The 25,841-nt window shown below is 61.5% G+C and carries 22 protein-coding genes and 1 other RNA gene; 18 read left to right on the top strand and 5 right to left on the bottom strand.

The window, feature by feature from the left end; translation table 11 throughout:
• Positions 1–35 precede the first annotated feature (35 nt).
• Together ACQZ6J_RS01945 and ACQZ6J_RS01940 are read right to left on the bottom strand one after the other, a co-directional pair.
• Complete coding sequence (locus ACQZ6J_RS01945; protein WP_449082739.1) at positions 36–689, bottom strand: class I SAM-dependent methyltransferase; 654 nt, start codon at positions 687–689, stop codon at positions 36–38.
• A gap of 17 nt (positions 690–706) precedes the next feature.
• The gene (locus ACQZ6J_RS01940) at positions 707–1,954 is read right to left on the bottom strand and encodes a DUF3419 family protein (protein WP_449081554.1); all 1,248 of its coding nucleotides are present in this window, start codon (positions 1,952–1,954) and stop codon (positions 707–709) included.
• Between the two features lie 191 nt (positions 1,955–2,145).
• On the opposite strand from ACQZ6J_RS01940, the gene ACQZ6J_RS01935 reads away from it, so the two are divergent.
• Entirely contained in the window at positions 2,146–3,534 is a 1,389-nt protein-coding gene (locus ACQZ6J_RS01935) for a serine hydrolase domain-containing protein (RefSeq protein ID WP_449081552.1), read from the top strand.
• A 130-nt stretch (positions 3,535–3,664) separates the two neighbouring features.
• On the opposite strand, the gene ACQZ6J_RS01930 is transcribed toward ACQZ6J_RS01935, so the two are convergent.
• The 3 genes from ACQZ6J_RS01930 to ACQZ6J_RS01920 all read right to left on the bottom strand — a co-directional run bounded on the left by ACQZ6J_RS01930 (position 3,665) and on the right by ACQZ6J_RS01920 (position 6,936).
• Positions 3,665–4,837: a transglycosylase SLT domain-containing protein gene (locus tag ACQZ6J_RS01930; protein WP_449081550.1), complete on the bottom strand. Its 1,173-nt coding sequence runs from the start codon at positions 4,835–4,837 to the stop codon at positions 3,665–3,667.
• A 133-nt stretch (positions 4,838–4,970) separates the two neighbouring features.
• Entirely contained in the window at positions 4,971–5,606 is a 636-nt protein-coding gene (locus ACQZ6J_RS01925) for a LysE family translocator (protein WP_163987722.1), read from the bottom strand.
• A gap of 118 nt (positions 5,607–5,724) precedes the next feature.
• On the bottom strand, positions 5,725–6,936 hold the full coding sequence (locus tag ACQZ6J_RS01920) for a pyrophosphate--fructose-6-phosphate 1-phosphotransferase (protein ID WP_163987721.1): 1,212 nt from the start codon (positions 6,934–6,936) through the stop codon (positions 5,725–5,727).
• Positions 6,937–7,209: 273 nt separating this feature from the next.
• Here ACQZ6J_RS01920 and ACQZ6J_RS01915 point away from each other — a divergent pair, with 273 nt between their 5' ends.
• The 17 genes from ACQZ6J_RS01915 (at position 7,210) to murB (ending at position 25,805) form a co-directional block, all read left to right on the top strand.
• On the top strand, positions 7,210–7,917 hold the full coding sequence (locus tag ACQZ6J_RS01915) for a J domain-containing protein (RefSeq protein ID WP_163987720.1): 708 nt from the start codon (positions 7,210–7,212) through the stop codon (positions 7,915–7,917).
• Positions 7,914–8,675: an N-acetylmuramoyl-L-alanine amidase gene (locus ACQZ6J_RS01910; protein ID WP_449081547.1), complete on the top strand. Its 762-nt coding sequence runs from the start codon at positions 7,914–7,916 to the stop codon at positions 8,673–8,675. Before ACQZ6J_RS01915 ends, ACQZ6J_RS01910 begins: the two co-directional genes overlap by 4 nt.
• 267 nt (positions 8,676–8,942) lie before the next feature.
• A complete protein-coding gene (locus ACQZ6J_RS01905) occupies positions 8,943–9,500 on the top strand; it encodes a lytic transglycosylase domain-containing protein (protein WP_449081545.1) in 558 nt (185 codons plus the stop codon).
• Positions 9,501–9,578: 78 nt separating this feature from the next.
• On the top strand, positions 9,579–10,772 hold the full coding sequence (locus ACQZ6J_RS01900; protein ID WP_449081543.1) for an NAD(P)/FAD-dependent oxidoreductase: 1,194 nt from the start codon (positions 9,579–9,581) through the stop codon (positions 10,770–10,772).
• Between the two features lie 67 nt (positions 10,773–10,839).
• Positions 10,840–11,239: RNase P RNA component class A (rnpB, locus tag ACQZ6J_RS01895), an RNA gene on the top strand.
• 430 nt (positions 11,240–11,669) lie between these two features.
• Entirely contained in the window at positions 11,670–12,110 is a 441-nt protein-coding gene (gene mraZ / locus ACQZ6J_RS01890) for a division/cell wall cluster transcriptional repressor MraZ (RefSeq protein ID WP_449082737.1), read from the top strand.
• A gap of 14 nt (positions 12,111–12,124) precedes the next feature.
• Positions 12,125–13,150, top strand: coding sequence for a 16S rRNA (cytosine(1402)-N(4))-methyltransferase RsmH (gene rsmH / locus ACQZ6J_RS01885; RefSeq protein ID WP_449081541.1), 1,026 nt, complete (start codon positions 12,125–12,127; stop codon positions 13,148–13,150).
• A 1-nt stretch (position 13,151) separates the two neighbouring features.
• Positions 13,152–13,673: a cell division protein FtsL gene (ftsL, locus tag ACQZ6J_RS01880; RefSeq protein WP_163987715.1), complete on the top strand. Its 522-nt coding sequence runs from the start codon at positions 13,152–13,154 to the stop codon at positions 13,671–13,673.
• The gene (locus tag ACQZ6J_RS01875) at positions 13,673–15,424 is read left to right on the top strand and encodes a peptidoglycan D,D-transpeptidase FtsI family protein (RefSeq protein ID WP_163987714.1); all 1,752 of its coding nucleotides are present in this window, start codon (positions 13,673–13,675) and stop codon (positions 15,422–15,424) included. Before ftsL ends, ACQZ6J_RS01875 begins: the two co-directional genes overlap by 1 nt.
• Before the next feature lie 66 nt (positions 15,425–15,490).
• A complete protein-coding gene (locus tag ACQZ6J_RS01870; RefSeq protein WP_449081538.1) occupies positions 15,491–16,954 on the top strand; it encodes a UDP-N-acetylmuramoyl-L-alanyl-D-glutamate--2,6-diaminopimelate ligase in 1,464 nt (487 codons plus the stop codon).
• Positions 16,951–18,411, top strand: a complete 1,461-nt coding sequence (locus tag ACQZ6J_RS01865) for a UDP-N-acetylmuramoylalanyl-D-glutamyl-2,6-diaminopimelate--D-alanyl-D-alanine ligase (RefSeq protein WP_449081536.1) — start codon at positions 16,951–16,953, stop codon at positions 18,409–18,411. Before ACQZ6J_RS01870 ends, ACQZ6J_RS01865 begins: the two co-directional genes overlap by 4 nt.
• An 11-nt stretch (positions 18,412–18,422) precedes the next feature.
• Positions 18,423–19,544 (top strand): phospho-N-acetylmuramoyl-pentapeptide-transferase, encoded by a 1,122-nt coding sequence (mraY, locus tag ACQZ6J_RS01860; protein WP_163987711.1) that lies wholly within the window; start codon positions 18,423–18,425, stop codon positions 19,542–19,544.
• Positions 19,545–19,551: 7 nt separating this feature from the next.
• Positions 19,552–20,964, top strand: coding sequence for a UDP-N-acetylmuramoyl-L-alanine--D-glutamate ligase (gene murD, locus ACQZ6J_RS01855; RefSeq protein WP_449081533.1), 1,413 nt, complete (start codon positions 19,552–19,554; stop codon positions 20,962–20,964).
• 1 nt (position 20,965) lies between these two features.
• The gene (ftsW, locus tag ACQZ6J_RS01850) at positions 20,966–22,120 is read left to right on the top strand and encodes a putative lipid II flippase FtsW (protein ID WP_112797987.1); all 1,155 of its coding nucleotides are present in this window, start codon (positions 20,966–20,968) and stop codon (positions 22,118–22,120) included.
• Between the two features lie 180 nt (positions 22,121–22,300).
• Positions 22,301–23,422, top strand: a complete 1,122-nt coding sequence (gene murG / locus ACQZ6J_RS01845; RefSeq protein WP_449081531.1) for an undecaprenyldiphospho-muramoylpentapeptide beta-N-acetylglucosaminyltransferase — start codon at positions 22,301–22,303, stop codon at positions 23,420–23,422.
• Complete coding sequence (gene murC, locus ACQZ6J_RS01840; protein WP_449081529.1) at positions 23,419–24,834, top strand: UDP-N-acetylmuramate--L-alanine ligase; 1,416 nt, start codon at positions 23,419–23,421, stop codon at positions 24,832–24,834. Before murG ends, murC begins: the two co-directional genes overlap by 4 nt.
• The gene (murB, locus tag ACQZ6J_RS01835; RefSeq protein WP_163987707.1) at positions 24,831–25,805 is read left to right on the top strand and encodes a UDP-N-acetylmuramate dehydrogenase; all 975 of its coding nucleotides are present in this window, start codon (positions 24,831–24,833) and stop codon (positions 25,803–25,805) included. The genes murC and murB overlap by 4 nt, the downstream gene beginning before the upstream one ends.
• The last annotated feature ends 36 nt before the right edge of the window (positions 25,806–25,841 follow it).

Here is a 25,841-nt window from a genome sequence, read left to right as displayed (position 1 = left end):
CTGAGGCCGGATTTCGCGCTGGAACCTGGCGTCGATCAGCCGTCGTGCCTGGTCACCACGGCTCGCCAGGCATAGCCGCGTCCGATCCTTTCGGCCTTCAGGGACATGCCGCGTGCTTGAGCCTTGTCTTCGAGAACGGTCAGAAGATCGGCGCGCGGCGTGACGTGGAACTTCCTCAGCCAGCCCTTGAGCAAAGCCCCGAACCAGCCCGGTAGTCCTTCCTGCTGGCCGAAATCGACGATGTGCAGCTCCCCGCCCGGTGCGACCGCATCGAGCGATGCGTCGATCGCGCTTTTCCAGTCGGGGATCATCGAAAGCGCGTAGGAAATCATGACGCGATCGAAGCCGCCGATCCCGAATTCGGCCGAAGAAAAGGCGGTGGCATCCGCAACGCGGAAATCCGGCATCTGCTTCAAGCCGCGAAAATTATTGCGCGCCGAGATCAACATCTCCTGGGAGATATCGAGGCCGTAGAGGCGGGCGGAAGGGAAGCGGCGATAGGCGAGCAGCATGTTGCGGCCGGTGCCGCAGCCCACTTCCAGCAGCGAGCCGCCGACGGGCACATCAAGGTGCTCGATGGTGCGGTCGCGGCCGAAGAGATAGTATTTGCGGGTCAGATCGTAGATGTGGCGCTGATAGCGGTACATGCCGTCCATCAGCCTGGCATGGCTCGTCGCGTTGGCTTCCATGCCTGTATCCGTCTGGCTCACGCTTTTTTCCCGTAGATGTGGAAGCCGCCGTAGATGGCAGAGCGATCGCGCGCGTTAAGCTCCTGCGAGCGCTCTTCGAAATAGACCCATTGATCGCGAATGGCCGGAGAAAGGCGACCCTCGATAATGCTCTTTTCCGCCGCCGTGCGGAAGATCACGCGGGCGCCTTCGCGCGCCGTGCGGGTGATCTCGGCCCAGAGGCCGTTGAGCTGCTCGTCGGTCATCCAATCCTGTGCGTCGAGGAGGATATAGCGATCGCGCGAGCCTGCCGGCTTGGAGGCGAGGAGTTCCGTAAAATTGGCGTGGTGCACATCGACGCGGTCGGCATTGGCGCGGATCGCGGCATAGTTTTCGGGCTTGAGATAGGTGGGCAGGGGGCCTTGATGCTGGGCGGCGTAGCGGCGTGCGAATGCCTGCCAGGCGAAATAGTTGTCACGCATCGGGAAGTGACAGGCGAGCTTTTCCAGGCGGTGCCGCAAGACGGCAGAGATGGAATCATCGCCGGCAAGGCTTGCAAGCTCGTCATATTGCTGCGGCGGAATGCCGAGGCCGAAGAGCGAACTCTTCCGGCCGAGCAGCCAGCGAACGGCCCGCTTGTCGAAGATCGGGGCGATTTCCTCTTCGAAGAATTGACGTTGCTCGCGCATGGTGCGCGCTTCCGTCATCTTGTCGAGGCGAACGCCGTGCAGGCGCGCCAGGACGTGGGCGGCACCGATGAAACGGCCGAGGAGGCCGGTCTTGTAGATATTGCGGTTAAAGACGGTGATCCGGCGACGGCCATAAAGGTCGCGACCGTCCCAATAGCCGGCGGTTGCCGTGTCGAGGCGCGGTGCGATGAATTGGTCATAGGCCTGACTGTTGGCGACAATGCCCGGCGTCCCGAAGAAGCGCACCAGATCAACGTGGCCCGGCAGCAAGCGAAACGCCGCGAGCTTCAGCTTGTTCAGCGCGATATGGTGGCGATTGAGATCGACGACGTCGATGGAGGCAGGATTGCGGGAGAGATAGGCGAGCATGTTGCAGCCGCCCGAGCCGATGGTGACGATGCGATGATGCGGCTGAAGCTCCATCGCCTCCATGTCGATATCCGGATCCTCCCAGATCTGCGGGTAGACAAGGCCGGAAAACAGCATGCCGAACAGGCGTTCGGACAGGCCTGCCTTGGACAGAGCCTTGTGCTGCAGCAGAGCGTCCTTGAGTTTCCGGTTCTTCTGGAGACCGGCATCCGGAGCGAATTCCGTCATCTGAGTCTTGTCACCGATTTGTGAAGTTCAGGGCGTGTAACCCGGCAATGCTACAGTCTGATGACGTGGCCTGTTGGCGGATCCGGCAGAAATGCATCGCCGCGCATATTTGAGCAGCTGCTGCTATGATAGGTCTTTCATCCTGCTGCGTTTCCTGATTGTCTCCGCGTACCTTTTGGAGGGTGTGTTATATGCGTTTGATATCGAGAGTGATCGGGGCTCTTCTTGTTTTGCTGCTGATCATTGTCGCCGGCGGAGCCGTCTGGCTTTCCATTTCCCCGCCGGAACTGCTCAAGGTCGGCGATGGCTATGCGGCAAAGATCGTTTGTTCGAACGCCTTCGTCGCCAAACGCGATCCGGATGAGGTGCTTGATGATGACGTACAGGCCCCCGGCAATCCGGCGCTGAAGCTCATTCGCGTTTCGGTCGATCGGGACGAGGGCGTGGTCACGGCCCGCTTCCTTGGGCTGTTCGCCCCGAATCATGCGCTTTATCGCGGTGCGCTCGGTTGCACGACCGTGCCCGACGGCGATCTGCAGGCGGCGCGCAGTGCCGTGTTTCTGAACAGGGTCAAGGCGCCGAAAAGCGATGCGCTGTGGCCGAACGGCGATGCCGTCAATATCGGGCAAGGCGAGGAGGGCGCGAAGCTCGCCGATGTCGTATCGAATCCGGATCTGGCCGGGCCTGCGATGCGCGCGATCGTCGTCGTCAAGGAAGGGCGCATCGTCGCCGAGGCCTATGGAGATGGTTTCAACAAGGGAACGCCCCTCGTCGGATGGTCCATGACGAAAACCGTGAACGCCGCCATCATCGGTCGTCTGATGCTGGCGGGACGCATGTCTTTCGACGATCAGAATCTGCTGCCGCAATGGAGCACGGACGAACGCAAGAATATCAAGCTCAGCGACCTGCTTGCCATGGAAAGCGGCCTTGCCTTCAACGAGTCCTATGGCAACGTCTCGGACGTGACGCGCATGCTCTATCTCGACCCGGATACGACCAGCATCGCTGCCAATTCGCGTCAGGTGGCGGCGCCCGGTGATCGCTTCAGCTATTCCAGCGGCACCGCCACTCTGCTGTCGCGCCTCTGGATGAACCGGCTGCCCAATCTGAGTGCCGCCATCTCCTATCCGCGCGAGGCGCTCTTCGGGCCGCTCGGCATGTACAGCGCCGTTTTCGAGGCTGACGAGCGCGGAACCTTCGTCGGCAGCTCCTATCTTTACGCGACTGCTCGCGACTGGGCGCGTTTCGGTCAGTTTCTGCTTCAGGACGGGGTCTGGAACGGGCATCGGCTGCTGCCGGAAGGGTTCGTCGGCGCCATGCGCACCCCGACGAAGGCTTCCGAAGGCGTTTACTCACAGGTTCAGGCCTGGCTCGCAGGTCCCGGCGGCTCGAATGCGCAATTCGGCCTGCCTGCGGATACGTTCTGGATGACCGGTCACGACGGCCAAACGGTCGCCATCGTTCCATCCGCCAATCTCGTCGTCGTGCGGATGGGGCTGACGCCGGCCTGGGCCGACTATCGGCCGCAAATCCTGGTGAAGCGGATCATGGATGTGATAAAGCCGCCCTCGAACTAACCTGTTTCGCACAAAGATATGCTGCGGTTTTCGACGGTGGCACGCGAAATGAAAAAGCCTGAAGCGAAGCAAGCAAATCTTGTGAGATCGCGATGCGCTTCAGGCCGGCATTTCAGAATGGTTCGGTAAATCAGTAATTGCCGTTGGCGACGTCGGTCAGACCCTTGCGCTTGGCGTCGTAATAGTAGCCACGGGCATAGAGCTGAACAGCGTTGGCTTCCTTGTTCTCGGCTGCCTTGCTGTCTGCCGTCATCCATGCGCCACGCAGATATTTGGCGGCGTACTTGATGTTGGTCTCCGCATCGAGAAGGCCGGACGGAGGCCCTTCGTAACCCATGGACTTGGCCGTATTGTATTTGATCTGCATCAGGCCGAAATAGCCCGCGCGGTTGTAAGCCTTCGGATTGTAGCGGCTTTCACGATGAACGACCCGATGGATCAATGATTCCGGGATTTCATAGAGCTTGGCGTATTTCTGGATGAGCTTCGATACGTAGCCCTTTTCCGCCGGCGGAACGTCGGAATCATAGTTCGGTGTAGTCGTCATCACTGCCGGAACGACCGTCGGACCACTGCTATCGAAATTGAAATCATAGTGCATGCGGTTGTCCGCATAGCGCTGAAGGCCGATCTGCGCGGGCGCGGCGAAGGCGACTTCCGCCTGCGCCATGGAATCGGGACGCGGCGTGGGTACGGCAACCTGAATGGCGGCGACATCCGACGTCATCGGAATGGTCGGTTCGCCTTGAGCCAAGGAGGCCGAAACCGGCGTCAAGGCGGCATCGCCGGGACGCGCCGGGTTGGGGATGGGGATCGCGACCACGGAAGGCACGAGCGGCACGTCGGATGCCGCATAGGCTGCAGCTGTCGACGTATTGGCGGCAGGTACGCCCGTTGCTGCGGCAATTGCGGCGGTTCCCTGATTGGGGACATTCGCCGCAACAGTAACCGGAGCGCCCAAGCGAGCCTGCGCGGCATCGACCTGTTGCTGATTTACGGTGCCGGCGACGGTGTTGACCGCACCTGGGGCAACGCGGCCGGATTTTGCCATTGCCATCTGTTGTTGCGGCTGCCGCGGCCCGATGAATGCCGGCGCGGCGGCAACCGTTGCAACGCCACCCGTAGACGCGGCAACGCCAGTCGCGGTCAGGGTCGTATTCGGATGCGGCACGTTGGTGTGTGCCGACGGGAGTTCTGCCTGAGACGTCTGCTGCTGAGTGCTCGCACACCCGGCAAGAGCGCTGCACATCATTGCCGATAGGGCAACGCTGCGCTTCAGGCTGGGAAATCCGATCGCTACCATTCTGTCACTTTCGAAAAGCCAAACCTATTTTCGATGCAATTCGGCCACAGGACCGCCAAATTCGGTCACAGGATCGATAAAATTATGAATCCCCATTAACCTATCCGTGATCGCGCTGCAACCCTGCACCGTCTCAGGCGGCCATCCGGCGATATCCGGCGGTCACTGCACCGGCCGCGATCAACAGGGTTCCGCCCGTTCTGTTGACGGCGCGTTGCACGCTTGCCTTGCGAATGAAGCCGCGTGCCATGTCGGCAACGAACACGTAAACCAGCGAGTTCAATGCCGCCAAAGTCAGGAAAGTTGCCTCCAAAATAAGCGTTTGCTCAAGAAATGGCTTCGACAGGTCGAGAAACTGCGGCACGAAGGCAACGAAAAAGACGATGCTCTTCGGGTTGAGGGCCGTTACAACATAGGCGTGTAACATAATTTTTAACGGTTTTTCCTCTGGGAGATTATCGTTGTCGCCCATCGGACCCGTCACGATGGGGGCTCTCCAGAGCTTGATTCCGAGGAAAACGAGGTAGGCTGCACCGATCAGCTTAAGAATCGTGAACAACGTCGCCGAGGTGGCGAGGAGGGCGCCCAGGCCGGCAAGCGAGGCGGTCATCGCCGTAAAATCGCCCAAAGTGACGCCCGTCACGGTTGCCAGTGCCGTCTTGCGGCCGTGGCCCAGCGCATAGGATATGACAAGGAGGATGGTCGGACCCGGTATGGCCAGCATTATGCAGGATGCGGCGGCGAAAGCGAGCCAGGTTTCGATCGACATGGAATCCTCCCTATTCCTTTTCGCCGCCAGCAAAGACATCGGATTTGCGATCCGTCAATCCGCTTGATCGCAGATCAGGCCGCTTGATCGCAGATCAGTCCGGCAGATCGCCAATCAATCAGGCTTGCGTGTATTTCTGCCCGATATGGTCCATGACCTCGGCGAACCACGGCGTGGAGAGATCGAATGCCTTGCCGCCCTTGATGCGGGGGAATTCGATGGCGCGCAGCTTGCCTGCCTGGCCTTCGTCATGTCCGGTAACGCCGGATACCTTGTTGAGCGCGCTTTCCACCGCGAGATCGACCATTCCCTGGATCAGGTGGAGATCCTGGCCGTTCGCCGGCGCGGAGCGTGCGAAATAGCCCGACTTCTGCACCATGGAGCGTTCGGCACCGATGATCGAGGCGAACTGCTTCTGGAACCAGCCGCCAACATTGATGGTGTCGATCTTCACATGGCCGAAGGCATCGCGCTTCACGCTTTCGCCGGCGGCTTCGCGTTCGGCGACGATGGCGTCCAGGCCTGCCCCTTCCGATACGAAGAGCGTCACCTGGCCGGTCTTTTCCATGATCGCCCGCAGCCGGTCGCCCTCGGCTTCGATATCGAAGGCCATTTCCGGCAGATAGAGGCCGTCGATGCCCTTCATCTCGGCGTTCATCATAAAGCCTTCGACATATTCGTTGGCGCTGCTCTTCTGAATATAGGCGCGGGCGGTCGCGGCCGTCAGCCAGCCACAGTGGCGGCCCATCACCTCATGGATGACGAGCGTGCGAGGTGCCGCGGTCTGCTCGTTGCTGACGTTATCGAAGAAGTGCGCCCCGACCTCGGCAGCCGTCCAGGCGCCGAGCGACTGGCGGATCGGCACGACGTCGTTGTCGACGGTCTTCGGCAGGCCGACGACGGTCAGGTCGTAGCCGTTGGCGCCCAGATAGGCGGCAAGATCGGCCGCCGTCGTATTGGTGTCGTCGCCGCCGATCGTGTGAAGGATGGTGACGCCGTCGGAGGCCAACCGCTCGGCCGCGACGCGCAGCGGATTTTCACCTTCCTTGACCAGGCCGCGCTTGACGCAGTCGGCGATGTTGGTGAGCTTGACGCGGCTGTTGCCGATCGGCGAGCCGCCGTAGCGATGCAGCAGATGGGCCCGCTCGCGCATTGCCGGCGTCACGTTGATGCGATCCCCCAGCAGGACCCCCTGGTAGCCAGAACGATAGGCAATGATGTCGAGATCGGGCGCCACGTCGGTGTAGCGCTGGATCAAGCCGCCGACAGCGGACGAAAGGCAGGGCGCCAATCCGCCGGCAGTGAGCATTGCGACTTTCTGTTTGGCCATGGGGATCCTCCTTGCAGTCAAGCTGCTTTACTTCAATGGTTGCGGTGGGAATGGATGCGACAGGCGGGCATGGGTGTAAAGTAAAGAATTTAAGAAATCCGCGGTTTGTTTTACCACTGGAGGGCGGTTGGCGCTCAATCGGATGAGGCCCGAAGTACGCAATCGTTACCAAATTGTGAAAAGTGTTTTCGGCCTTGCGACGAATGGACTGCTTGCAATGACAACCATAATTTGATCAAGGTGTTCTACTGTTTTGGAGCCACCGGGACCACGATGTCGTTTTGGGAAAAATTGCTGAATGCTATCGGTAGCACGGCCGGCAATGCCCTGTCGGCGGTGGTCGAGGCTATTCGCACTGTATTCGAAGGCGACCCGGAAACCCGCCGCAAAGTGGCATTTTCCGTCGCTATCATCGCGCTTTCGGCCAAGATGGCGAAGGCTGACGGCGTGGTGACGGAAAACGAGGTCAATGCGTTTCGCGAGATCTTCGAATTCCCGCCCGATCAGGCCAAGAACGTCGCACGCCTTTACAATCTGGCGCGCCAGGATGTGGCCGGCTACGAGGCCTATGCGGAGCGGCTTTCCTCGCTTTGCGAGACCTGCACGCAGAATTGCCCGGTGCTGGAGGACGTGCTTGACGGCCTGTTCCACATCGCCAAGGCCGACGGCTTGATCCATGAGAAGGAAATGGCCTTCCTTCAGCATGTTGCCGAGATTTTCCATACGAGCGAGGAGCGCTTCGAGCAGATCATGGCCCGCCATGTCAGCGGCGGCGGCGATCCATACAAGGTGCTCGGCGTGTCGCGTCAGGACGATTTTCCGACGATACGCCGCCGGTATCATGGCCTCGTTTACGAGAACCATCCGGATCGCCTCGTGTCGCGCGGCGTGCCGGAGGAGTTCCACGCCATCGCCAATGAACGCATGGCAGCTCTGAATGCGGCTTACGCCGAGATCGAGAAAGAACGCCGCGCAGCATGAGTGCATTCAAGGCCGATTTCGCTCGCGCCCATGTGCAGCCTTCGCCAAACCATGGCGAGCGGCGGGACGGCTGTCGGCCTGATATCATCCTTCTGCATTATACAGGCATGGGCACGGCCGAGGGAGCCCTGGATTGGCTCTGTCGCGCCGAGAGCCAGGTATCGAGCCACTATTTCGTCTTCGAGGACGGGCGCATCGTCCAGCTCGTTCCGGAAGAGCGTCGCGCCTGGCACGCCGGCAAGAGCTCCTGGCATGGCGACGACGACATCAATTCGCGGTCGATCGGCATCGAGATCGCCAATGCCGGCCATCCCGGCGGCCTGCCGGATTTCCCCGATGCACAAATCGAAGCGGTTGTGGAACTGTGTCGCGATTGCGGCCAACGCTGGGCAATCGCGCCCGAACGGGTGCTCGGACACTCCGATGTGGCGCCTGTGCGCAAGGTGGATCCGGGCGAGAAATTCCCGTGGGCAAAGCTGGCTAAGGCAGGTGTGGGGCATTGGGTCGAGCCGGCGCCGATCACCGGCGGACGGTTCTTCCAGAAGGGCGATGTGGGCCAGCCCATCGAGGCATTGCAGTCCATGCTCTCGCTCTATGGCTACGGCACTGAAATAACCGGGGAATTTTCGGAAAGGCTGAAGGGCGACGTCGAAGCCTTCCAGCGTCATTTCCGCCAGGAGCGGGTGGATGGCATTGCCGATTTTTCCACGATCGACACGCTTCATCGCCTCCTCTCCGCGCTGCCTCACTATTCGTAATTCTCCCGACTTTACTGCCTGTGTTTATAGCCGGCTATGGATGGGAAAGTGCGTAACTCCCTGCCACGCCACATCTTTTCCCTATTATCTCCGCATTGCATTGGTCTAACGGCGCTCGCTGAACGGCGGTCGCGCCGTCTGTGTTTGTGTGTCGCGCGGCCGTAGAAGACTAAATGGGGACTGTGCGCTCCGGCGGCTCTTTTTGCCTCCAGCCGGACGTGACGGCTGACGCCGTTTGCGGTCCCGCGCCTGGAGACAAAAGACTACATGAAAAATTTGATTGTTGCGGCTGCAGCATGCGTGGGCGTGCTGCTGGTGGGATATGATTGCGCCTTTGCGGGCCAGCGGGATGCGACGCAGAAAACGGTTCCGCTCAAGATCGTCAGCCGCACCACCGGCTTTCCCATGCCCAGTGTTCCCGCCCAATTGCCTGATGCCGATTCCGCCTCTGCAAAGCAAAGTCGCTATTCCGCATTGATCGCCAAATACGCCAAACAGAACGGTGTTGCCGTTGAACTGGCGACCGCCGTCATCAAGATCGAAAGCAATTTCAACCCGAAAACCCGGGGTAGCGCAGGCGAGATCGGCCTCATGCAGATCAAGCCGGCAACCGCGCGGCTGATGGGATATGCCGGCCGGGCCAAGGGGCTTTACGATCCTGAGACGAATATCAAGTTCGGCATGAAATATCTTGCCATGGCGCAGGATCTCGGCGGTGGCCCGACTTGCAACACCATTCTCAAATACAATGCCGGCCATGGCGCCACGCGCATGAACCCGATCTCCAAGCGCTACTGCGGCAAGGTGCTGGCGCTTCTGGACTGATGCCCACCTCCGGATTTCGGATAGGGCGGAATCGCTTTCCATGCTATCGAAACCGCGATTGCGCGCGAGGGTTAGAGCATGGCAGCGGATTTCAGGTTCATCGTGGTCGGACGGGGCATGATGGGGGCGGCCGCTGCCCGTCACCTGGCCGGGAAAACGGACGGCATCGCCGTCATCGGACCGGATGAACCCGAAGATCGCGCCAGCCATCAGGGTGTGTTCGGCAGTCATTACGACGAAGGGCGCATCACCCGCACGATCGATCCGGACACGGATTGGGCCCGCCTCGCAAACCGTTCGATCAGCCGCTATGCGGAAATCGAACGGGATAGCGGCATCCGGTTCTATGCGCCGGTCGGTTGCCTCGTCACCGGTCCGAAGCGAGGTGGCGAGGCCACCTACGTCGGCAATGTCGTCGAAGCGGCCAAGCGGCTCGGCGTTCAAACCGAAATCCTCGACGATGCCGGGCTCAAGGCAAGGTTTCCCTTCTTCTCCTTTGCATCGGGGAGCGAAGGGGTGTTTGAGCCGCAGGGGGCCGGCCACATCAGTCCGCGCCGGCTGGTGAAGGCACAGTCTCTGCTGGCGGAAAAAGCCGGTGCGCGCGTCATCAAACAGACTGCAATATCGATCCGCGACGACGCTGGCGTGGCGGTCGTGACCACGGCCGAAGGCGAGACCTTCAGGGCCGAAAAAATCCTCTTGGCCGCCGGCGGTTTCTCGATTGCGGAGAATCTCTTGCCGCGACCGGTTGAGATGAAGGTTTATGGCCGCACCGTCACCTTCTTCGAGGTCAGCGAGGCGGAAGCCGAGGCGCTTTCCGGCATGCCTTCACTGATATCGGTGACGCCGGATGGCGCCGACAGCATCTATATGCTTCCTCCGATCCGCTATCCGGACGGCAAGCACTATATCAAGATCGGTGGCGACCCGGATGATCTTCAATTCAGGAGCGAGGCGGAGCTGCGTGCCTGGTTCCGGACCGCGGGTCGCGACAAGGCCCGCGAACATCTGGTGCGGATCTTCCATGAGCGCGTGCCTGGCGTCCGCCGGCCGCCGGCTTTTACCAATTCCTGCGCCGTCTCCTTTTCACCGACCGGCTATCCGATGATCGGCTACACCTCTTCTCCACGCATCGCCGTTCTCACGGGCGGTTGCGGGACGGCTGCCAAGAGTTCCGATGAAATCGGCCGGCTGGGGGCGGAGCTGCTGCTCTCAGGTCGAATCAAGGACGAGGGCTACGATACGGATTTCTCTGCACATTTCCGCAACTGACATCCGCTGCGCACAAAGCCGCATATTTCGGTGGCAATTGCGGGCGGTCTCGGTTAATGAGCCAGTGCCAGTTGGCCGGGCAGCCGCGCTTCATCAATGCCGAAAGGCGATGAGGTGAGGAAAGTCCGGGCTCCACGGAAACACGGTGCCGGATAACGTCCGGCGAGGGCAACCTCAGGGAAAGTGCCACAGAAAGCAAACCGCCCGATCTCAGGATCGGGTAAGGGTGAAAGGGTGGGGTAAGAGCCCACCGCGCCTCTGGAAACAGCGGCGGCACGGAAAACCCCACCGGGAGCAAAACCGAATAGGGATGACGCGGAGCGCGCAAGCGCTCCAGCCCGTTTCCGGGCCGGTCATCCGGGTGGGTTGCACGAGGCGTCGCGCAAGCGGCGTCCCAGATGAATGGCTGCCACGTTCCGGCCTCGGCCGGAGCCATACAGAACCCGGCTTACAGGCCAACTGGCAAATCATCGCGCTTCCACCAAGCGCGCGTTTCCCGCTTCCTGCGAATAATTTCGGGGACTGCCGGACACCCTTGGTTTCCAGGGTTCGCAGCCTTGCCGGGGGAGGGTTTTCGCCTGTGAAAACAACCCGTTTCAGGACGCCGGCTGAAGCCAATCCTAACCTTTCGTTAAACTTAACGGCTTATGAATATTCGAGCTGTTGCCATGGCTGACGTGGCTTCATCCCATTGACGCCCATATGGTCCCATGGTATCCCAAAAGAACACTGCATACGGGCAAATCAGAGCCCATTCATCGCAAAGCCATGATCGCTTCCGTTCTGGAAGTGTCGAAGGGGTGTTGGCTCTTTCGGCTTGCGAAGCTGTGTCCGATTTTGGCTATGCCCGCGAGCGTGTCGTTGCTTGCGGATCATGGGGGACGGGTGTTTCGCGTCATGAACCGCTTCCTGTCAAATGCGACCAACCGGATCGATGCCAAGGGACGGGTTTCCGTGCCTGCGGCGTTTCGTTCCGTGCTGGCCGAGCGCAATATCCAGGAGCTGTACTGCTTCCAGGATTTTGTGTTTCCGGCGATCAGCGTCGGCGGTCTCGATCTGCTCGATCGATTCGAGCGGCAGATTGCGGCGGACGATCAGTTTTCGCCGGTGGCGAATCAGATGTCGCTCCTCATTCACGGGGGCGGGGTCTTTATGAGGCTCGATGCGGAAGGGCGGCTGATGGTCACGGATTTCATCCGCGACTTCACCGGAATTGCAGGCGAAGTGACCTTCGTCGGTCGGGCGGATCATTTTCAATTATGGCGACCGGAGGCCTTCCTGGCCTTGCAGGCGCAGGCACGAGAGGAGCGCAGGCTGGCGGGCAGGCGCTCGGAATAGAGCGGGGAAACGGAATGGCGGCGAATTCGGGCGGAGGTTCTTCTGATGCCGGTGGCGGACCAGTTCGTCACATTCCGGTTCTTCTTGCCGAGGTGATCGAGGCGCTGGCTCCCGCGCCCGGCAAGATCATTCTCGATGGTACGTTCGGGGCTGGCGGCTACACGTCGGCCATCCTCGCCGGCGGCGCCGACGTGATCGCGCTCGATCGCGATCCGACGGCAATCGCGGCGGGGCAGGCGCTCGTTTCCGCCCATGCCGGGCGCCTCAATCTCATTCAGTCGCAGTTTTCCCAGCTGGCCGATCATGCTCCGGCGGGTGGCCTCGATGGTGTCGTCCTTGATATCGGCGTTTCCTCGATGCAGATCGACGAGGCGGAGCGCGGTTTCTCGTTCAGCAAGAACGGCCCGCTCGATATGCGCATGTCCGCCAGCGGCGTGTCGGCTGCGGATGTCGTCAACCGTGCCAAGCTGGCCGATCTCATCCGCATCTTTGTCTTCCTGGGGGAAGAAAAGCAGGCGCCGCGCATCGCGCACGCCATCGAGAAGCGGCGCGCCGAGGCGCCTTTTGTCACCACGCGCGACCTTGCCGGCCTGATCGAGCTCGTCACGCCGCGCAAAGCCAAGGACAAGATTCATCCCGCGACGCGGGTCTTTCAGGCCCTGCGCATTTTCGTCAATGACGAGCTCGGCGAGCTGGCTCAGGCGCTGTTTGCTGCCGAGCGCGCGCTCAGGCCGGGCGGGCGCCTTGTAGTCGTGACCTTTCATTCGCTGGAAGACAGGATCGTCAAGAAGTTCTTCGCGGACCGCTCCGGCCGCGCCGCCGGGTCGCGTCATATGCCTATCGTGAATGAGCGGTCGGCCACCTTCGAGCCGGTCGGCAAGTCGATGATTTCTGCGAGCGACGCCGAGGCGGAAGCCAATCCGCGCGCTCGTTCGGCCAAGCTGCGTGCGGGGGCACGCACTTCGGCTCCGGCAGAGGCGGCAGATCTTTCGATCTTCGATCTGCCCAGTCTTGCAAGTCTCGGAAAGCTCGGGGGTTGAAATGCTGAGGACTTTTGACATCGTGCTGATTGGCGTCATGACGGCTACGGCCAGCGTGACCTATACGATCAAGCATCGTGCCGAGCTGAAGCTGGAAGAGGTTCATCGCCTCGAATCTGAAATCAAGCTTGAAAAGGATACGATCGAGCTTCTCAAGGCGGACTGGGCGCTGGTCTCTCAGCCGAACCGTCTCGAGCGTCTCGTCAACAACTACAGCAGCGAACTGCAGCTGCAGCCGACGCTGTCGACTTCGATCGTTCAGCCCAGCGAGCTGCCGATGCTGCGCTCGCAGCTTCCTCCGCCGACCGTGACGGCATCGAACGACCCGAAGAGCGGCAAGGCGACCGGCGCCAAGGTCAATGCAGCCGTGGCCTCGAAGAATGGCGACACCACGGACGCGGAGATCAGGAAGGCCATTGCGGATGTGGCCGCAGCTCCCGCGCCGCGACCGAAATCGCCCGCCCTTGCCAAGCGCAAGAAGCCGGATGTCGACAACATGGCAACGGGATCGGTGGCGGAATAATGTCTTTTCTTTCTCGTATCATGGTCCTGAAGAGCAAGGCGCACTTCGCGACCGACGGCAACAATCGCCCGAGCGACGGGTTCGCGCGCTCGATCTTCGAGGGCGCGCGCAAGCGCAAGTCCAATCAGGCAAAAAGCCGTGTCGTGCTGCTGGTCGCGAGCTTCGTCGCCGTCTACTGCGTGATCGGCGGCCGCCTTGCCCAGTTCGCCATGACGCTGCCGGAGATGACTTCAAGCATTCTGCCGCCGGATCGCCTGATGGCCTCGCGTCCGGACATCATCGACCGCAATGGCGCTCTTCTCGCCACCGATATCCGCACTGTCTCGCTGTTTGCCGAGCCGAACAAGATCATCGATGCGGACGAGGCCGTCGAGGAGCTGCGCAAGGTCCTGCCGGATCTCGACGCCAAATCCACCTACAAGAAGCTCTCGACGAAGTCCTCGCATTTCGCCTGGCTGCGTCGGCAGCTGACGCCGAAGCAGCAGAGCCAGATCCTGGCGCTCGGCATTCCCGGTATCGGCTTCCGTCCCGAAAAGCGCCGCTTCTATCCGGGCGGTTCCACCGCCGCCCATATTCTCGGCTACGTCAACATCGACAATCGCGGCGTTGCCGGCATGGAGAAATACATCGACGACCTGGGGCTCGCCGATCTTGCCGCCGCCGGCATGACCAACGACCAGCCGCTGCAGCCGGTGAAGCTGTCGGTCGATCTGCGGGTGCAGGACATCGTCCATGACGCCGTCGTCAACGCCGTCAAGAATTTCCAGGCCAAGGGCGCCGGTGCGGCCGTGCTGAACGTGCACACGGGCGAAGTGGTGGCCATGGCGTCCGCGCCCGATTTCGATCCGAACTATCCGAACGATGGCGCTGCCGAGGGATGGCTCAATCGCATGACGAACGGCACGTTCGAAATGGGATCGACCTTCAAGACCTTCACGATGGCGATGGCGCTCGATTCCGGCAAGGTCTCGCTGCGCGATGCCTTCGATGCCACCAATCCGATCCGTATCGGTGGCTTCACCATTCACGACTTCCACGGCCAGCGTCGCGTGCTGACCGTTCCGGAAATCTTCCAGTATTCGTCGAACATCGGCACGGCGAAGATCGCCGACCTCGTCGGTATCGACGGGCACAAGGAATTCCTTACCCGCATCGGACTGCTCAGCAAGATGCAGACCGAGCTGCCGGAAGTGAAGATGCCGTCGCAGCCGCGCGTATGGAAGAAGATCAACTCGATCACGATCTCCTTCGGCCACGGCGTCTCGACGACACCGTTGCAGACGGCGGTTGCCGGTGCTGCGCTGGTCAACGGGGGCAAGCTGATCGAGCCGACCTTCCTGCCGCGCACCCGCGACGAGGCGGATGACATCGCCAAGCTCGTCATCAAGAAGAGCACGAGCGACGATGTGCGTTTCCTGCTCGACTTCAACGGTTCGAAGGGTTCGGGCCGCGCCGCCCGCGTACCGGGCTACGACGTCGGCAGCAAGACCGGCACGGCCGACAAGGTCGTCAACGGCCGCTATTCGCACACGCTGAACTTCAACACCTTCATGGCCGTGTTCCCGATCGACAATCCGCAATACATCATCATGACCTTCTGTGACGAGCCGAAGACCGGTGAACATGGCGGCACGATCTCGGCCTATACGGCAGCACCGATTGCACGCGACATCATCGCCCGGGCGGCGCCTATCCTCGGCATTCAGCCAAGTTTTGGAAACGGCAACTCGGCCTTGCTGGTGTCTTATTAAGCGTGAAAGAATACACACGTCGATTCGCGAGGGGCGGACTGATCGAGAAGGCGAAAAGTACATTCGATGAACTTGCGGGATATTGCCGGAAATGTATTTCCGGAACTCAACACACAAATTGACGGTGCGCTCGGCGAGCTTGAAATAAGCGGGATCTCCGCCGACAGCCGCAAGGTTTCGCCCGGCATGGCGTTTGTTGCCGTGGCCGGCACGAAGGCTGACGGAGCGAGTTTTATCGCAGATGCCGTATCGCGCGGGGCCTCCGTCGTGGTTGCCGGTCATCAGGCCGACGCCGGCAGTGTGCCCGTGCTGCAGGTTTCAGAGCCGCGCCGGTTTCTCTCCATCGCCGCTTCGCGGTTTTTCGGACGGCAGCCGGAAACGATGGTGGCCGTGACGGGGACAGCCGGCAAGACTTCGGTGGCTTCCTTTACCCGGCAGATCTGGGCTCACGCCGGCCATCCGGCGGCCATGATCGGCACGACCGGCGTCGTTTCGCCGACCCGCAACGAGTATGGTGCGCTGACGACGCCCGATCCGGTGTCGCTGCACGAGCTGCTTGCCGAACTCGCCGAGGAAGGCGTCACGCACGCGGCGATGGAAGCATCCAGCCACGGTCTCGATCAATTCCGGCTCGACGGCGTCAGGCTTGCCGCCGCCGCCTTTACCAATCTCGGCCGCGACCACATGGACTATCATCCGACGGTCGAGGATTACATGGCCGCCAAGATGCGGCTGTTCCGGGATCTACTGCCGAAGGGCTCTCCGGCCGCCATTTTCGCCGACGATGCCTGGTCGGCTCAGGCAATTGCCGCCGCCCGCGATGCCGGGCAGGATGTCCGCACCGTCGGGCGCAAGGGCAGCTTCCTGACGCTGAAGCGCGTCGAACATTTTCGCCACAAGCAGATCGCCGAGGTCCATATCGGCGGCGACATCTTCGAGGTTCACATTCCGCTGGCCGGCGATTTCCAGATCGCCAATGCGCTCGTGGCGGCCGGTCTGGCCATTTCTACGGGCGTTGCGGCACCGGTTGCCATGGCGGCCCTTGAGAAACTCATCGGCGCATCGGGCCGGCTCGAGCTCGTCGGCCACACGCATGACGGCGCGCTTGCTTATGTCGACTATGCCCATAAGCCGGATGCGCTTGAAAATGTTCTGAATTCCGTCCGTCCGTTCACGACGGGCCGCGTGGTTGTCGTCTTTGGCTGCGGTGGGGATCGCGATCGCGGCAAACGTCCGATCATGGGTGAAATAGCCTGCCGGTTGGCCGATGTCGTCATCGTCACCGACGACAATCCGCGCTCGGAAGATCCGGCGGCGATCCGTTCGGAGATCATGGCGGCTGCTGCCTGCGCGACGGAGATCGGCGATCGGGCCGAAGCGATCCGTAACGCAGTCGGGCTGCTGAAATCCGGCGACACGCTGATCGTCGCGGGGAAGGGCCACGAGGAAGGTCAGACGATCGGCGGAGTCACGCTGCCGTTCTCCGATCATGCCGAATTGCGCAAAGCACTGGAGGGTTTGACGTCTTGAACTGGCTATGGACTTCTGAGGATCTGATCGCCGCTATCTCGGGCCGCTTCGTCGGATCGCTGCCCGCGGGCATTACGGGCATTTCCATAGACAGTCGCTCCATCAAGCCGGGCGAGGCTTTCTTTGCCATCAAGGGCGATCGCGTCGATGGGCACGACTATGCCAATCTGGCCATGGCGAACGGCGCCGCGTTCATCGTGATCAGCGAGGCGCGTCTGCCGGCGATGGGCAGCCTCACCGTGCCGAAGGTCGTCGTGGACGACGTATTGGCGGCGCTTGCGCGGCTTGGCGTTGCCGCGCGCAAGCGTAGCCAGGCGAAGATCGTCGCCGTGACGGGTTCGGTCGGCAAGACGACCACGAAGGAGATGTTGCGCCGGGCGCTCACCCCGTCGGGCAAGGTGCATGCATCCGTTGCTTCCTTCAACAATCATTGGGGCGTTCCGCTTACTCTGGCGCGGATGCCGGAAGATACCGATTTCGGGATTTTCGAAATCGGCATGAACCATCCCGGGGAAATTCGCCCGCTCGTCAAAATGGTACAGCCGCATGTGGCGATCATCACCACGATCGCGCCGGCCCATCTCGGCAACTTCAACAGCATCGGTGAAATCGCCGCCGCGAAAGCGGAAATTTTCGAGGGCGTCGTGCCGGGCGGTCATGCCATTCTCAATCATGACAACGACCAGTTCGAGATGCTGGAGCAGGCTGCCGTCGCGGCCGGTATCGAGCATGTGCATAGCTTCGGCCAGCATGCGAAGGCGGACGTGCGTCTCGCGGAATTCAACGCTTCTGAGGAGAATTCGACGCTTTGGCTGACGATCGGCGGCGAGACCATGGAAGTGGCGCTCGGCGCGCCGGGCCGCCATATCGCCGAAAACGCGCTTGCCGTGCTTGGCGCGGTCATGCTCCTGGAGGCCGATCTCGACAGCGCCATCGACGCCCTGGCGGATCTTCAGCCGGAAAAGGGCAGGGGACAACGCCACAAGCGCGCGGTCGGCAGCGGCTATTTCACGCTGATCGACGAGAGTTACAACGCCAATCCCGCATCCATGCGCGCGGCTATCGCGCTGCTGGCGACCACGTCGCCGCATGAGGGACCGGGCGGACGGACGGGCCGGCGGATCGCCGTGCTCGGCGACATGTTGGAAATGGGGGATTATGCCCAGCGCGTGCATGCAAATCTTGCCGGGCCGCTGCTTGCGGCCGGCATAGAGCATGTCTGGCTGGCGGGTCCGGAGATGGCGGCTTTGAGGGATGAGCTGCCGGAAAGTGTTCATGTCGAATATCGGGAGACGACGGAGGAACTCTCGGAATTCGCGCTCAATTCTGTCGCCCCCGGCGACGTGTTGATGGTGAAATCGTCGCTGGGGATGGGGTTTGGAAAGATCGTTGCGGGCTTGCTTGACAAGTTTCCCGCATTTTCCGACACGGGCCCTCACACCCATCAGGGGCTTTAGAAAGGGCTCTTATGCTGATCTGGCTTGCCGAACTGTCGGACCACGTTCATTTTTTCACTACTCATTTCAGATTTCTCAATCTGTTCAGATACATCACGTTCCGTACCGGCGGCGCTCTGTTCACGTCAGCGTTGATCGTCTTTCTTTTCGGGCCGCGAATCATCTCCTCCCTGCGCGTGCGTCAGGGCAAGGGGCAGCCGATCCGTGCCGACGGCCCGCAGACGCACTTCAAGAAGGCCGGCACCCCGACCATGGGTGGCCTGATGATCCTTGCCGGCATCGTCGTTTCGTCCCTGCTTTGGGCGGATCTTGCCAATGTCTACGTCGTCGCCACGCTGCTGGTGACGCTCGGATTCGGCGCTATCGGCTTCTATGACGACTATCTCAAGGTGACGAAGCAGAGCGACAAGGGCTTTTCCGGCCGCGCTCGTCTCGGCATTGAATTCGTCATCGCCGCTATCGCCGTCTACTTCATGATGACCACGGCGCTCGCCTCCGGTCCGGCCGGCTCCACCTTCGGCTCGTCGGTCGCCTTCCCGTTCTTCAAGAGCCTGCTGCTCAATCTCGGCATGTTCTTCGTGCTGTTCGGTGCCTTCGTCATCGTCGCCGCCGGCAATGCCGTCAATCTGACCGACGGTCTCGACGGGCTTGCCATCGTGCCTGTGATGATCGCCGCGGCCTCCTTCGGCGTCATCTCCTATCTGGCCGGCAACTTCGTTTTCGCCGACTATCTGGCGATCAATTTCGTGCCCGGCACGGGTGAACTCGCCGTCGTCCTCGGCGCGGTCATCGGTGCCGGTCTCGGCTTCCTCTGGTTCAATGCGCCACCGGCAGCTATCTTCATGGGCGATACGGGCTCGCTGGCGCTTGGGGGCATGATCGGCTCGGTCGCGGTTGCCACCAAGCACGAGATCGTCATGGCGATCATCGGTGGTCTCTTTGTGCTCGAGGCGCTCTCGGTCATCATCCAGGTCGGCTTCTTCAAGATGACCAAGCGCCGTGTCTTCCTGATGGCGCCCATCCACCATCACTTCGAAAAGAAGGGCTGGACGGAAAGCCAGGTCGTCGTGCGTTTCTGGATCGTCGCCGTCATCCTGGCGATGGTCGGTCTGTCCACCCTGAAGCTGCGGTGAGGCAGAAATGATCCCCGTCACCACGCTGAACGGAAAAAAGGTCGCTCTCTTCGGCCTTGGAGGCTCGGGATTTGCCACGGCGCGCGCACTCGTTGCCGGTGGCGCCGAGGTCACGGCCTGGGACGACAATCCGGACAGCGTGGCCAAGGCGGCTGCGGAGGGAATGGCGGTCGCCGATCTCAGGACGATCGACTGGAACAGCCTGTCGGTCTTCGTCCTGTCGCCCGGTGTGCCGTTGACCCACCCGAAACCGCATTGGACCGTCGATCTCGCTCGCGCCGCCGGCGTCGAGGTTATTGGCGATATCGAGCTTTTCGTGCGGGAGCGGCGGGCACATGCGCCGGATTGCCCCTTCATCGCCATTACCGGAACGAACGGCAAATCGACGACGACGGCTTTGATCGCCCATATCCTGCAATCGAGCGCGCGCGATACGCAGCTCGGCGGCAATATCGGTACGGCCGTGCTGACGCTCGATCCGCCGAAGGCAGGGCGCTTTTATGTCGTCGAATGCTCCTCCTATCAGATCGACCTGGCACCGACGCTCAATCCTTCGGCCGGTATCTTGCTGAACCTGACGCCCGACCATCTCGATCGGCATGGCACGATGCAGCACTATGCCGATATCAAGGAGCGGCTCGTCGCGGGCAGCGGCGTTGCCGTGGTGGGTGTCGACGACAGCTATTCTTCGCTGATCGCCGACCGCATCGAGCGGGCGGGCGGCAAGGTCACAAGAATATCGCGCCGGCATGCGCTGGCTGATGGCCTTTACGCAGAGGGCAGCCGCATCATGCAGGCATCGAGCGGGGCCGCAAGCGAGATTGCCGATCTCGACGGTATCCAGACCTTGCGCGGTGGCCACAACGCACAGAACGCCGCGGCGGCAATTGCCGCCTGCCTGGCGGTCGGTGTCTCCGCCGACGAGATTCGGGCCGGGTTGACATCCTTCCCCGGCCTCAAGCATCGCATGCAGCCTGTCGGAAGACGCGGCCGGGTCGTCTTCGTCAACGATTCCAAGGCGACCAATGCGGATGCGGCGGCGCCCGCGCTTTCGAGCTACGAGAATATCTACTGGATCGCCGGCGGCCTGCCGAAAGAGGGCGGTATCACCAGCCTGGCGCCGCTCTTTTCGCGCATAACCAAGGCCTATCTGATCGGCGAGGCCGCTCCGGCCTTTGCCGCGACGCTCGGCGACCGGGTGCCGTACGAAATTTCCGGCACGCTGGAGCGCGCCGTCGCGCATGCTGCCGCCGATGCGGACGGCGACGAACATGAGGCCGCGGCCGTGATGTTGTCACCGGCTTGCGCAAGCTTCGATCAGTATAAGAATTTCGAGGTCAGGGGCGACGCCTTCGTCAGCCATGTAGCTGCGATCGATGGCGTCACCATGCTGATCGGTTCAGCAGCTGGAGGCAAATGATATGGTAAGCCGCGTTGAACGTGGGGCCTTGGCCGAGTGGTTCTGGACCATCGACCGCGTGTTTCTCGCCCTTTTCATCCTGTTGATCGGCATCGGTTTCATGCTTTCCTTTGCGGCGTCGCCTGCTGTTGCGGAACGCATCGGGCTTGAGCCGTTCCACTTCGTCAAGCGCCATGCGCTGTTCCTCGTCCCGGCGATCGCGACGATGATCGGCATTTCCTTCATGACGCCCAGACAGGTGAGGCGGACGGCGGTCATCCTGCTGATCGTGGCGCTGGCGATGATGCTGTTCGCGCTCTTCTTCGGCGTCGAAGTCAAGGGCTCCCGGCGCTGGGTCAACATCGCGTCCTTGTCCATTCAGCCTTCGGAATTCATGAAGCCCGCCTTCGTCGTCGTCTGCGCCTGGCTGTTTTCCGAACATGCACGCCAGCCGGAAATCCCGGGCAATCTCTTCGCCATCATCCTCTTCGGCATCGTCGTGGCGTTGCTCGTCGCGCAGCCCGACCTTGGCCAGACGATCCTGACCACCGCCGTCTGGGGTGGCATGTTCTTCATGGCCGGCATGCCCTGGCTTTGGATCATCGTGCTTGGCGGTCTTGGCGCCGGTGGTTTCGTCACCGCCTATTACGTCTTCGATCACGTCGCGCAACGCGTGAACAAGTTCCTGACGGGCGAGGGCGATACGTTCCAGGTCGATACCGCCAAGGAAGCGATCGTTCACGGCACCTGGTTCGGCGTCGGTCCCGGCGAAGGCACCGTCAAGCGCATCATTCCGGACGCCCATACCGACTTCATCTTCTCGGTCGCGGCTGAGGAATTCGGCGCCATCTTCTGCATGGTGCTCGTGCTCATCTTTGCCTTCCTCGTGCTGCGCGGCCTGTCGCATGCCTACAAGGAAAAGAACGATTTCAACCGCTTTGCCGTCGCCGGCCTCGTGCTGCAGATCGGCATCCAGTCGATCATCAACATCGGCGTGAACCTGCAGCTGCTGCCGGCAAAGGGCATGACGCTGCCGCTCATTTCCTACGGCGGCTCGTCGATGACCGCGATCTGCGTAACTGCCGGCTTCATCCTGGCGTTGACGCGTCACAGGCCGGAAAAGCGTGCGCAGGATCGCACCATGTTCCGCGTGACGCACGGATTGCCGGCGGAGTGATCGTCTTGGGACCATCGACCATTTGCTCCCGCTATCTCCTGCCTGCCCTTCATTCTGCGGTCGCTTTTCAGAAAGCGGCGAGCTATGAGGGAGGCTTGGCCTGCGTCGATGACGCGGCCGTGGCGACTTCCTATATTAGGGAGATGCCCCGAGTAATGGGGTGTTCGCGGGAGCGAAATTATGAGTAAAGGCATTGTCCTTCTTGCCGCCGGCGGAACCGGCGGTCACGTATTTCCGGCCGAGGCACTGGCCTATAAGCTGAAGGAGCGCGGCTATTCCTTGCACCTCGTCACCGACAGCCGTGCCGAACGCTATGCCGGCAAGTTTCCGGCCGACGAGATCCATGTCGTCCCCTCGGCAACGATCGGTTCGAAGAACCCGTTGAAGGTTGCGCGCGCCCTTTGGACGCTGTGGACCGGCATGCGCGCGGCGCGCAAGCTGATCCAGCGGATCAAGCCCGTTTGCGTCGTCGGCTTCGGCGGTTATCCGACCGTTCCGCCGCTTCTGGCTGCGACGCGCATGGGCGTGCCATCCATGCTGCATGAGCAGAATGCGGTCATGGGCCGGGCCAACAAGATGCTGGCAACGCGCGTTCGCGCGATTGCGGGCGGCTTCCTCACGGAAAACGGCGCGTTTGCCGAAAAGACGGTGACGACAGGCAACCCCGTGCGTCCGGCTGTCATCGAGGCTGCCAAGCGTCCCTATGTGCCGTCCGGTCCGGACGATCCGTTCAATCTCGTCGTCTTCGGCGGCAGCCAGGGTGCGCAATATTTCTCGAAGGCGGTCCCCACGGCGATCAGCCTGCTCGAGGAGCCGCTGCGCAAGCGCCTGCGGGTTACGCAGCAGGTGCGCCCCGAGGATATGGAAACGGTCAACAGCTGCACGAGAAAGCTTGAGATGGGCGCCGATGTCGCGCCGTTCTTCAACGATATGGCCGAGCGTATCGGCGCCGCGCATCTGGTTCTCTGCCGCTCCGGCGCCTCGACCGTCTCCGAGCTTGCCGTCATCGGCCGCCCGGCGATCCTCGTGCCTTATCCGCATGCGCTCGATCACGATCAGGCGGCCAATGCCGCGGCCCTGGCGGCGACGGGCGGCGTCAAGGTCATCGTGCAGTCGGAGCTGACCTCGGAGAAACTTTCCACCATTCTGCGCGGCGCCATGACCATGCCGGAAAAGCTCGCGAAGATGGCTGCGGCAGCCAAGCAGGCGGGCAAGCCGGATGCGGCAAACTTGCTTGCCGACATGGTTGAGGCTATTGCCGCGGGACGTTCAATTCAGCAATTCAAGGGGGCAGGCGTATGAAGCTGCCGAAGGCAATCGGCCTTGTGCATTTTATCGGTATCGGCGGTATCGGAATGAGCGGCATAGCCGAGGTGTTGCATAACCTCGGCCATCGCGTTCAGGGTTCCGATCAATCGGAGAGCGCCAACGTGCAGCGGCTGCGCGACAAGGGCATTCCGGTCCATATCGGCCACAAGGCGGAAAACCTCGGCGATGCTGAAGTCGTCGTCGTCTCCACCGCCATCAAGAAGAACAATCCGGAGCTTGTCGCCGCGCGCGAAAAGCTGCTGCCGGTCGTGCGCCGTGCCGAGATGCTCGCCGAGCTGATGCGCTTCCGCAACGCGATCGCCATCGGCGGCACGCACGGCAAGACCACGACGACGTCGCTCGTTGCGACGCTTCTGGAAGCCGGCGGTCTCGATCCGACCGTTATCAACGGCGGCATCATCAATGCCTATGGCACGAATGCGCGCATGGGAGCCGGCGAGTGGATGGTGGTCGAGGCCGACGAGTCGGACGGCACCTTCCTGAAGCTGCCGGCCGATGTCGCTGTCGTCACGAACATCGATCCGGAGCACCTCGACCACTACGGCAATTTCGATGCCGTTCGCGCCGCTTTCCGGCAGTTCGTCGAGAACGTGCCTTTTTACGGCTTCGGCGTCATGTGCATCGACCATCCGGAAGTGCAGGCGCTTGTCGGGCGCATCGAGGATCGCAAGGTCATCACTTACGGCGAGAATCCGCAGGCAGACGTGCGTTTCTCGAATGTGCGAATCGATGGAACGCGTTCGCTGTTCGATGTCGAAATCCGCAGGCGCCGCACGGGCAAGGTGATCCAGATCAAGGATCTCGTCATGCCGATGCCGGGCCGGCATAATATTTCCAATGCGACCGCCGCCATTGCCGTTGCCAACCGGCTCGGGATTTCCAGCGAGGCGATCGCAAAGGGGTTGGCATCCTTCGGCGGCGTCAAGCGCCGCTTCACGCTGACCGGAGAATGGAACGGGATCAAGGTTTTCGACGACTACGGCCATCACCCTGTCGAAATCAAGGCTGTGCTGAAGGCAGCGCGAGAAGCCTGCAAGGGCCGGATCATCGCCGTTCACCAGCCGCACCGCTATTCACGTCTGTCGAGCCTGTTCGAGGAGTTCGCCGCCTGCTTCAACGATGCCGACAGCATCTTCCTGGCGCCTGTCTATGCCGCCGGCGAGGATCCCATCGAGGGTGTGGATTCGCAGACGCTGGTTTCACGCATCAAGGCCGGCGGCCATCGCAATGCGCGCTACCTGCCATCGCAGGAAGATCTTGCCGCGATGGTTGCGGAGATTGCGCAGCCGGGTGATTTTGTGGTTCTGTTGGGGGCTGGCAGCATCACATATTGGGCAGCATCATTGCCAAAGGAATTGGAAGGCCTCTCGGGTAAGTCCGCATGAAACAGGTAAATGGGGAAAAGCTTCTGGCGTCGCTCGGCGACAGTGTAAAGGACATCAGGGGTCGGCTGACGCCGGACGCACCGATGGATCGTGTTACGTGGTTCCGCGCCGGCGGATTGGCGGAACTGATGTTCCAGCCGCATGACACGGACGATCTCATCGCATTCCTGAAGATCCTGCCGGAAGAAGTGCCGCTGACCGTGGTCGGCGTGGGTTCGAACATATTGGTGCGCGACGGCGGCATTCCGGGCGTCGTCCTCAGGCTTTCTGCCAAGGGCTTCGGCTCGGTCGAGCTTGCCGGCGAGAATCGCATCCTGGCCGGCGCCATTTGCCCGGACAAGCACGTCGCGGCCATGGCGATGGACAACAGCATCGGCGGTTTCCATTTCTACTACGGCATTCCGGGCAGCATCGGCGGCGCGGCGCGGATGAATGCGGGCGCCAATGGCGCCGAGACCCGCGAGCGCGTGGTCGAGGTTCACGCGGTCGACCGGAAGGGCGACAAGCATGTGCTGACCAATGCCGAAATGGGCTACAGCTACCGTCATTCGGACGCATCCGAAGGGCTGATCTTCACGCATGTCCTTTTCGAAGGCTATGCCGAGGATCGGGCCAAGATTCGTGCGGAGATGGACGCCGTGCGCGCGCATCGCGAAACGGTGCAGCCGATTCGGGAAAAGACCGGCGGCTCGACCTTCAAGAACCCTGAAGGCCTTTCCGCATGGAAACTGATCGATGAAGCGGGTTGCCGCGGTCTCGTCATCGGCGGTGCGCAGATGTCGTCGCTGCACTGCAACTTCATGATCAACATGGAGCAGGCGACAGGCTACGATCTGGAATATCTCGGCGAGCAGGTGCGTCGCGAGGTTTTCGAGAATTCCGGCGTCAAGCTGGAATGGGAAATCAAGCGTCTCGGCCGCTTCATGCCGGGCCGGGAGGTTCGTCCGTTCCAGGGCGTCACCACGGAGTAGGCTCGCGCTGCAAGCCGCTCAAACCTCATGAAATGA

Source organism: Rhizobium sp. A37_96, from assembly GCF_053521765.1.
Note: the sequence above shows the minus strand (reverse complement) of the source record. Positions and strands in the feature narration are given on the sequence as shown.

Bases quoted from the DNA above. Each gene is read 5' to 3' on its own strand.
- murD (WP_449081533.1), top strand. From the start codon at position 19,552: ATGATCCCCGTCACCACGCTGAACGGAAAAAAGGTCGCTCTCTTCGGC.
- murB (WP_163987707.1), top strand. From the start codon at position 24,831: ATGAAACAGGTAAATGGGGAAAAGCTTCTGGCGTCGCTCGGCGACAGT.
- murC (WP_449081529.1), top strand. From the start codon at position 23,419: ATGAAGCTGCCGAAGGCAATCGGCCTTGTGCATTTTATCGGTATCGGC.
- mraZ (WP_449082737.1), top strand. From the start codon at position 11,670: ATGAACCGCTTCCTGTCAAATGCGACCAACCGGATCGATGCCAAGGGA.
- ACQZ6J_RS01930 (WP_449081550.1), bottom strand. From the start codon at position 4,837: ATGGTAGCGATCGGATTTCCCAGCCTGAAGCGCAGCGTTGCCCTATCG.
- ACQZ6J_RS01920 (WP_163987721.1), bottom strand. From the start codon at position 6,936: ATGGCCAAACAGAAAGTCGCAATGCTCACTGCCGGCGGATTGGCGCCC.
- ACQZ6J_RS01915 (WP_163987720.1), top strand. From the start codon at position 7,210: ATGTCGTTTTGGGAAAAATTGCTGAATGCTATCGGTAGCACGGCCGGC.
- ACQZ6J_RS01900 (WP_449081543.1), top strand. From the start codon at position 9,579: ATGGCAGCGGATTTCAGGTTCATCGTGGTCGGACGGGGCATGATGGGG.
- ACQZ6J_RS01875 (WP_163987714.1), top strand. From the start codon at position 13,673: ATGTCTTTTCTTTCTCGTATCATGGTCCTGAAGAGCAAGGCGCACTTC.
- ACQZ6J_RS01940 (WP_449081554.1), bottom strand. From the start codon at position 1,954: ATGACGGAATTCGCTCCGGATGCCGGTCTCCAGAAGAACCGGAAACTC.
- ACQZ6J_RS01905 (WP_449081545.1), top strand. From the start codon at position 8,943: ATGAAAAATTTGATTGTTGCGGCTGCAGCATGCGTGGGCGTGCTGCTG.
- ACQZ6J_RS01870 (WP_449081538.1), top strand. From the start codon at position 15,491: ATGAACTTGCGGGATATTGCCGGAAATGTATTTCCGGAACTCAACACA.
- murG (WP_449081531.1), top strand. From the start codon at position 22,301: ATGAGTAAAGGCATTGTCCTTCTTGCCGCCGGCGGAACCGGCGGTCAC.
- ftsL (WP_163987715.1), top strand. From the start codon at position 13,152: ATGCTGAGGACTTTTGACATCGTGCTGATTGGCGTCATGACGGCTACG.
- ACQZ6J_RS01910 (WP_449081547.1), top strand. From the start codon at position 7,914: ATGAGTGCATTCAAGGCCGATTTCGCTCGCGCCCATGTGCAGCCTTCG.
- ACQZ6J_RS01945 (WP_449082739.1), bottom strand. From the start codon at position 689: ATGGAAGCCAACGCGACGAGCCATGCCAGGCTGATGGACGGCATGTAC.
- rsmH (WP_449081541.1), top strand. From the start codon at position 12,125: ATGGCGGCGAATTCGGGCGGAGGTTCTTCTGATGCCGGTGGCGGACCA.
- ACQZ6J_RS01925 (WP_163987722.1), bottom strand. From the start codon at position 5,606: ATGTCGATCGAAACCTGGCTCGCTTTCGCCGCCGCATCCTGCATAATG.
- mraY (WP_163987711.1), top strand. From the start codon at position 18,423: ATGCTGATCTGGCTTGCCGAACTGTCGGACCACGTTCATTTTTTCACT.
- ACQZ6J_RS01935 (WP_449081552.1), top strand. From the start codon at position 2,146: ATGCGTTTGATATCGAGAGTGATCGGGGCTCTTCTTGTTTTGCTGCTG.
- ftsW (WP_112797987.1), top strand. From the start codon at position 20,966: ATGGTAAGCCGCGTTGAACGTGGGGCCTTGGCCGAGTGGTTCTGGACC.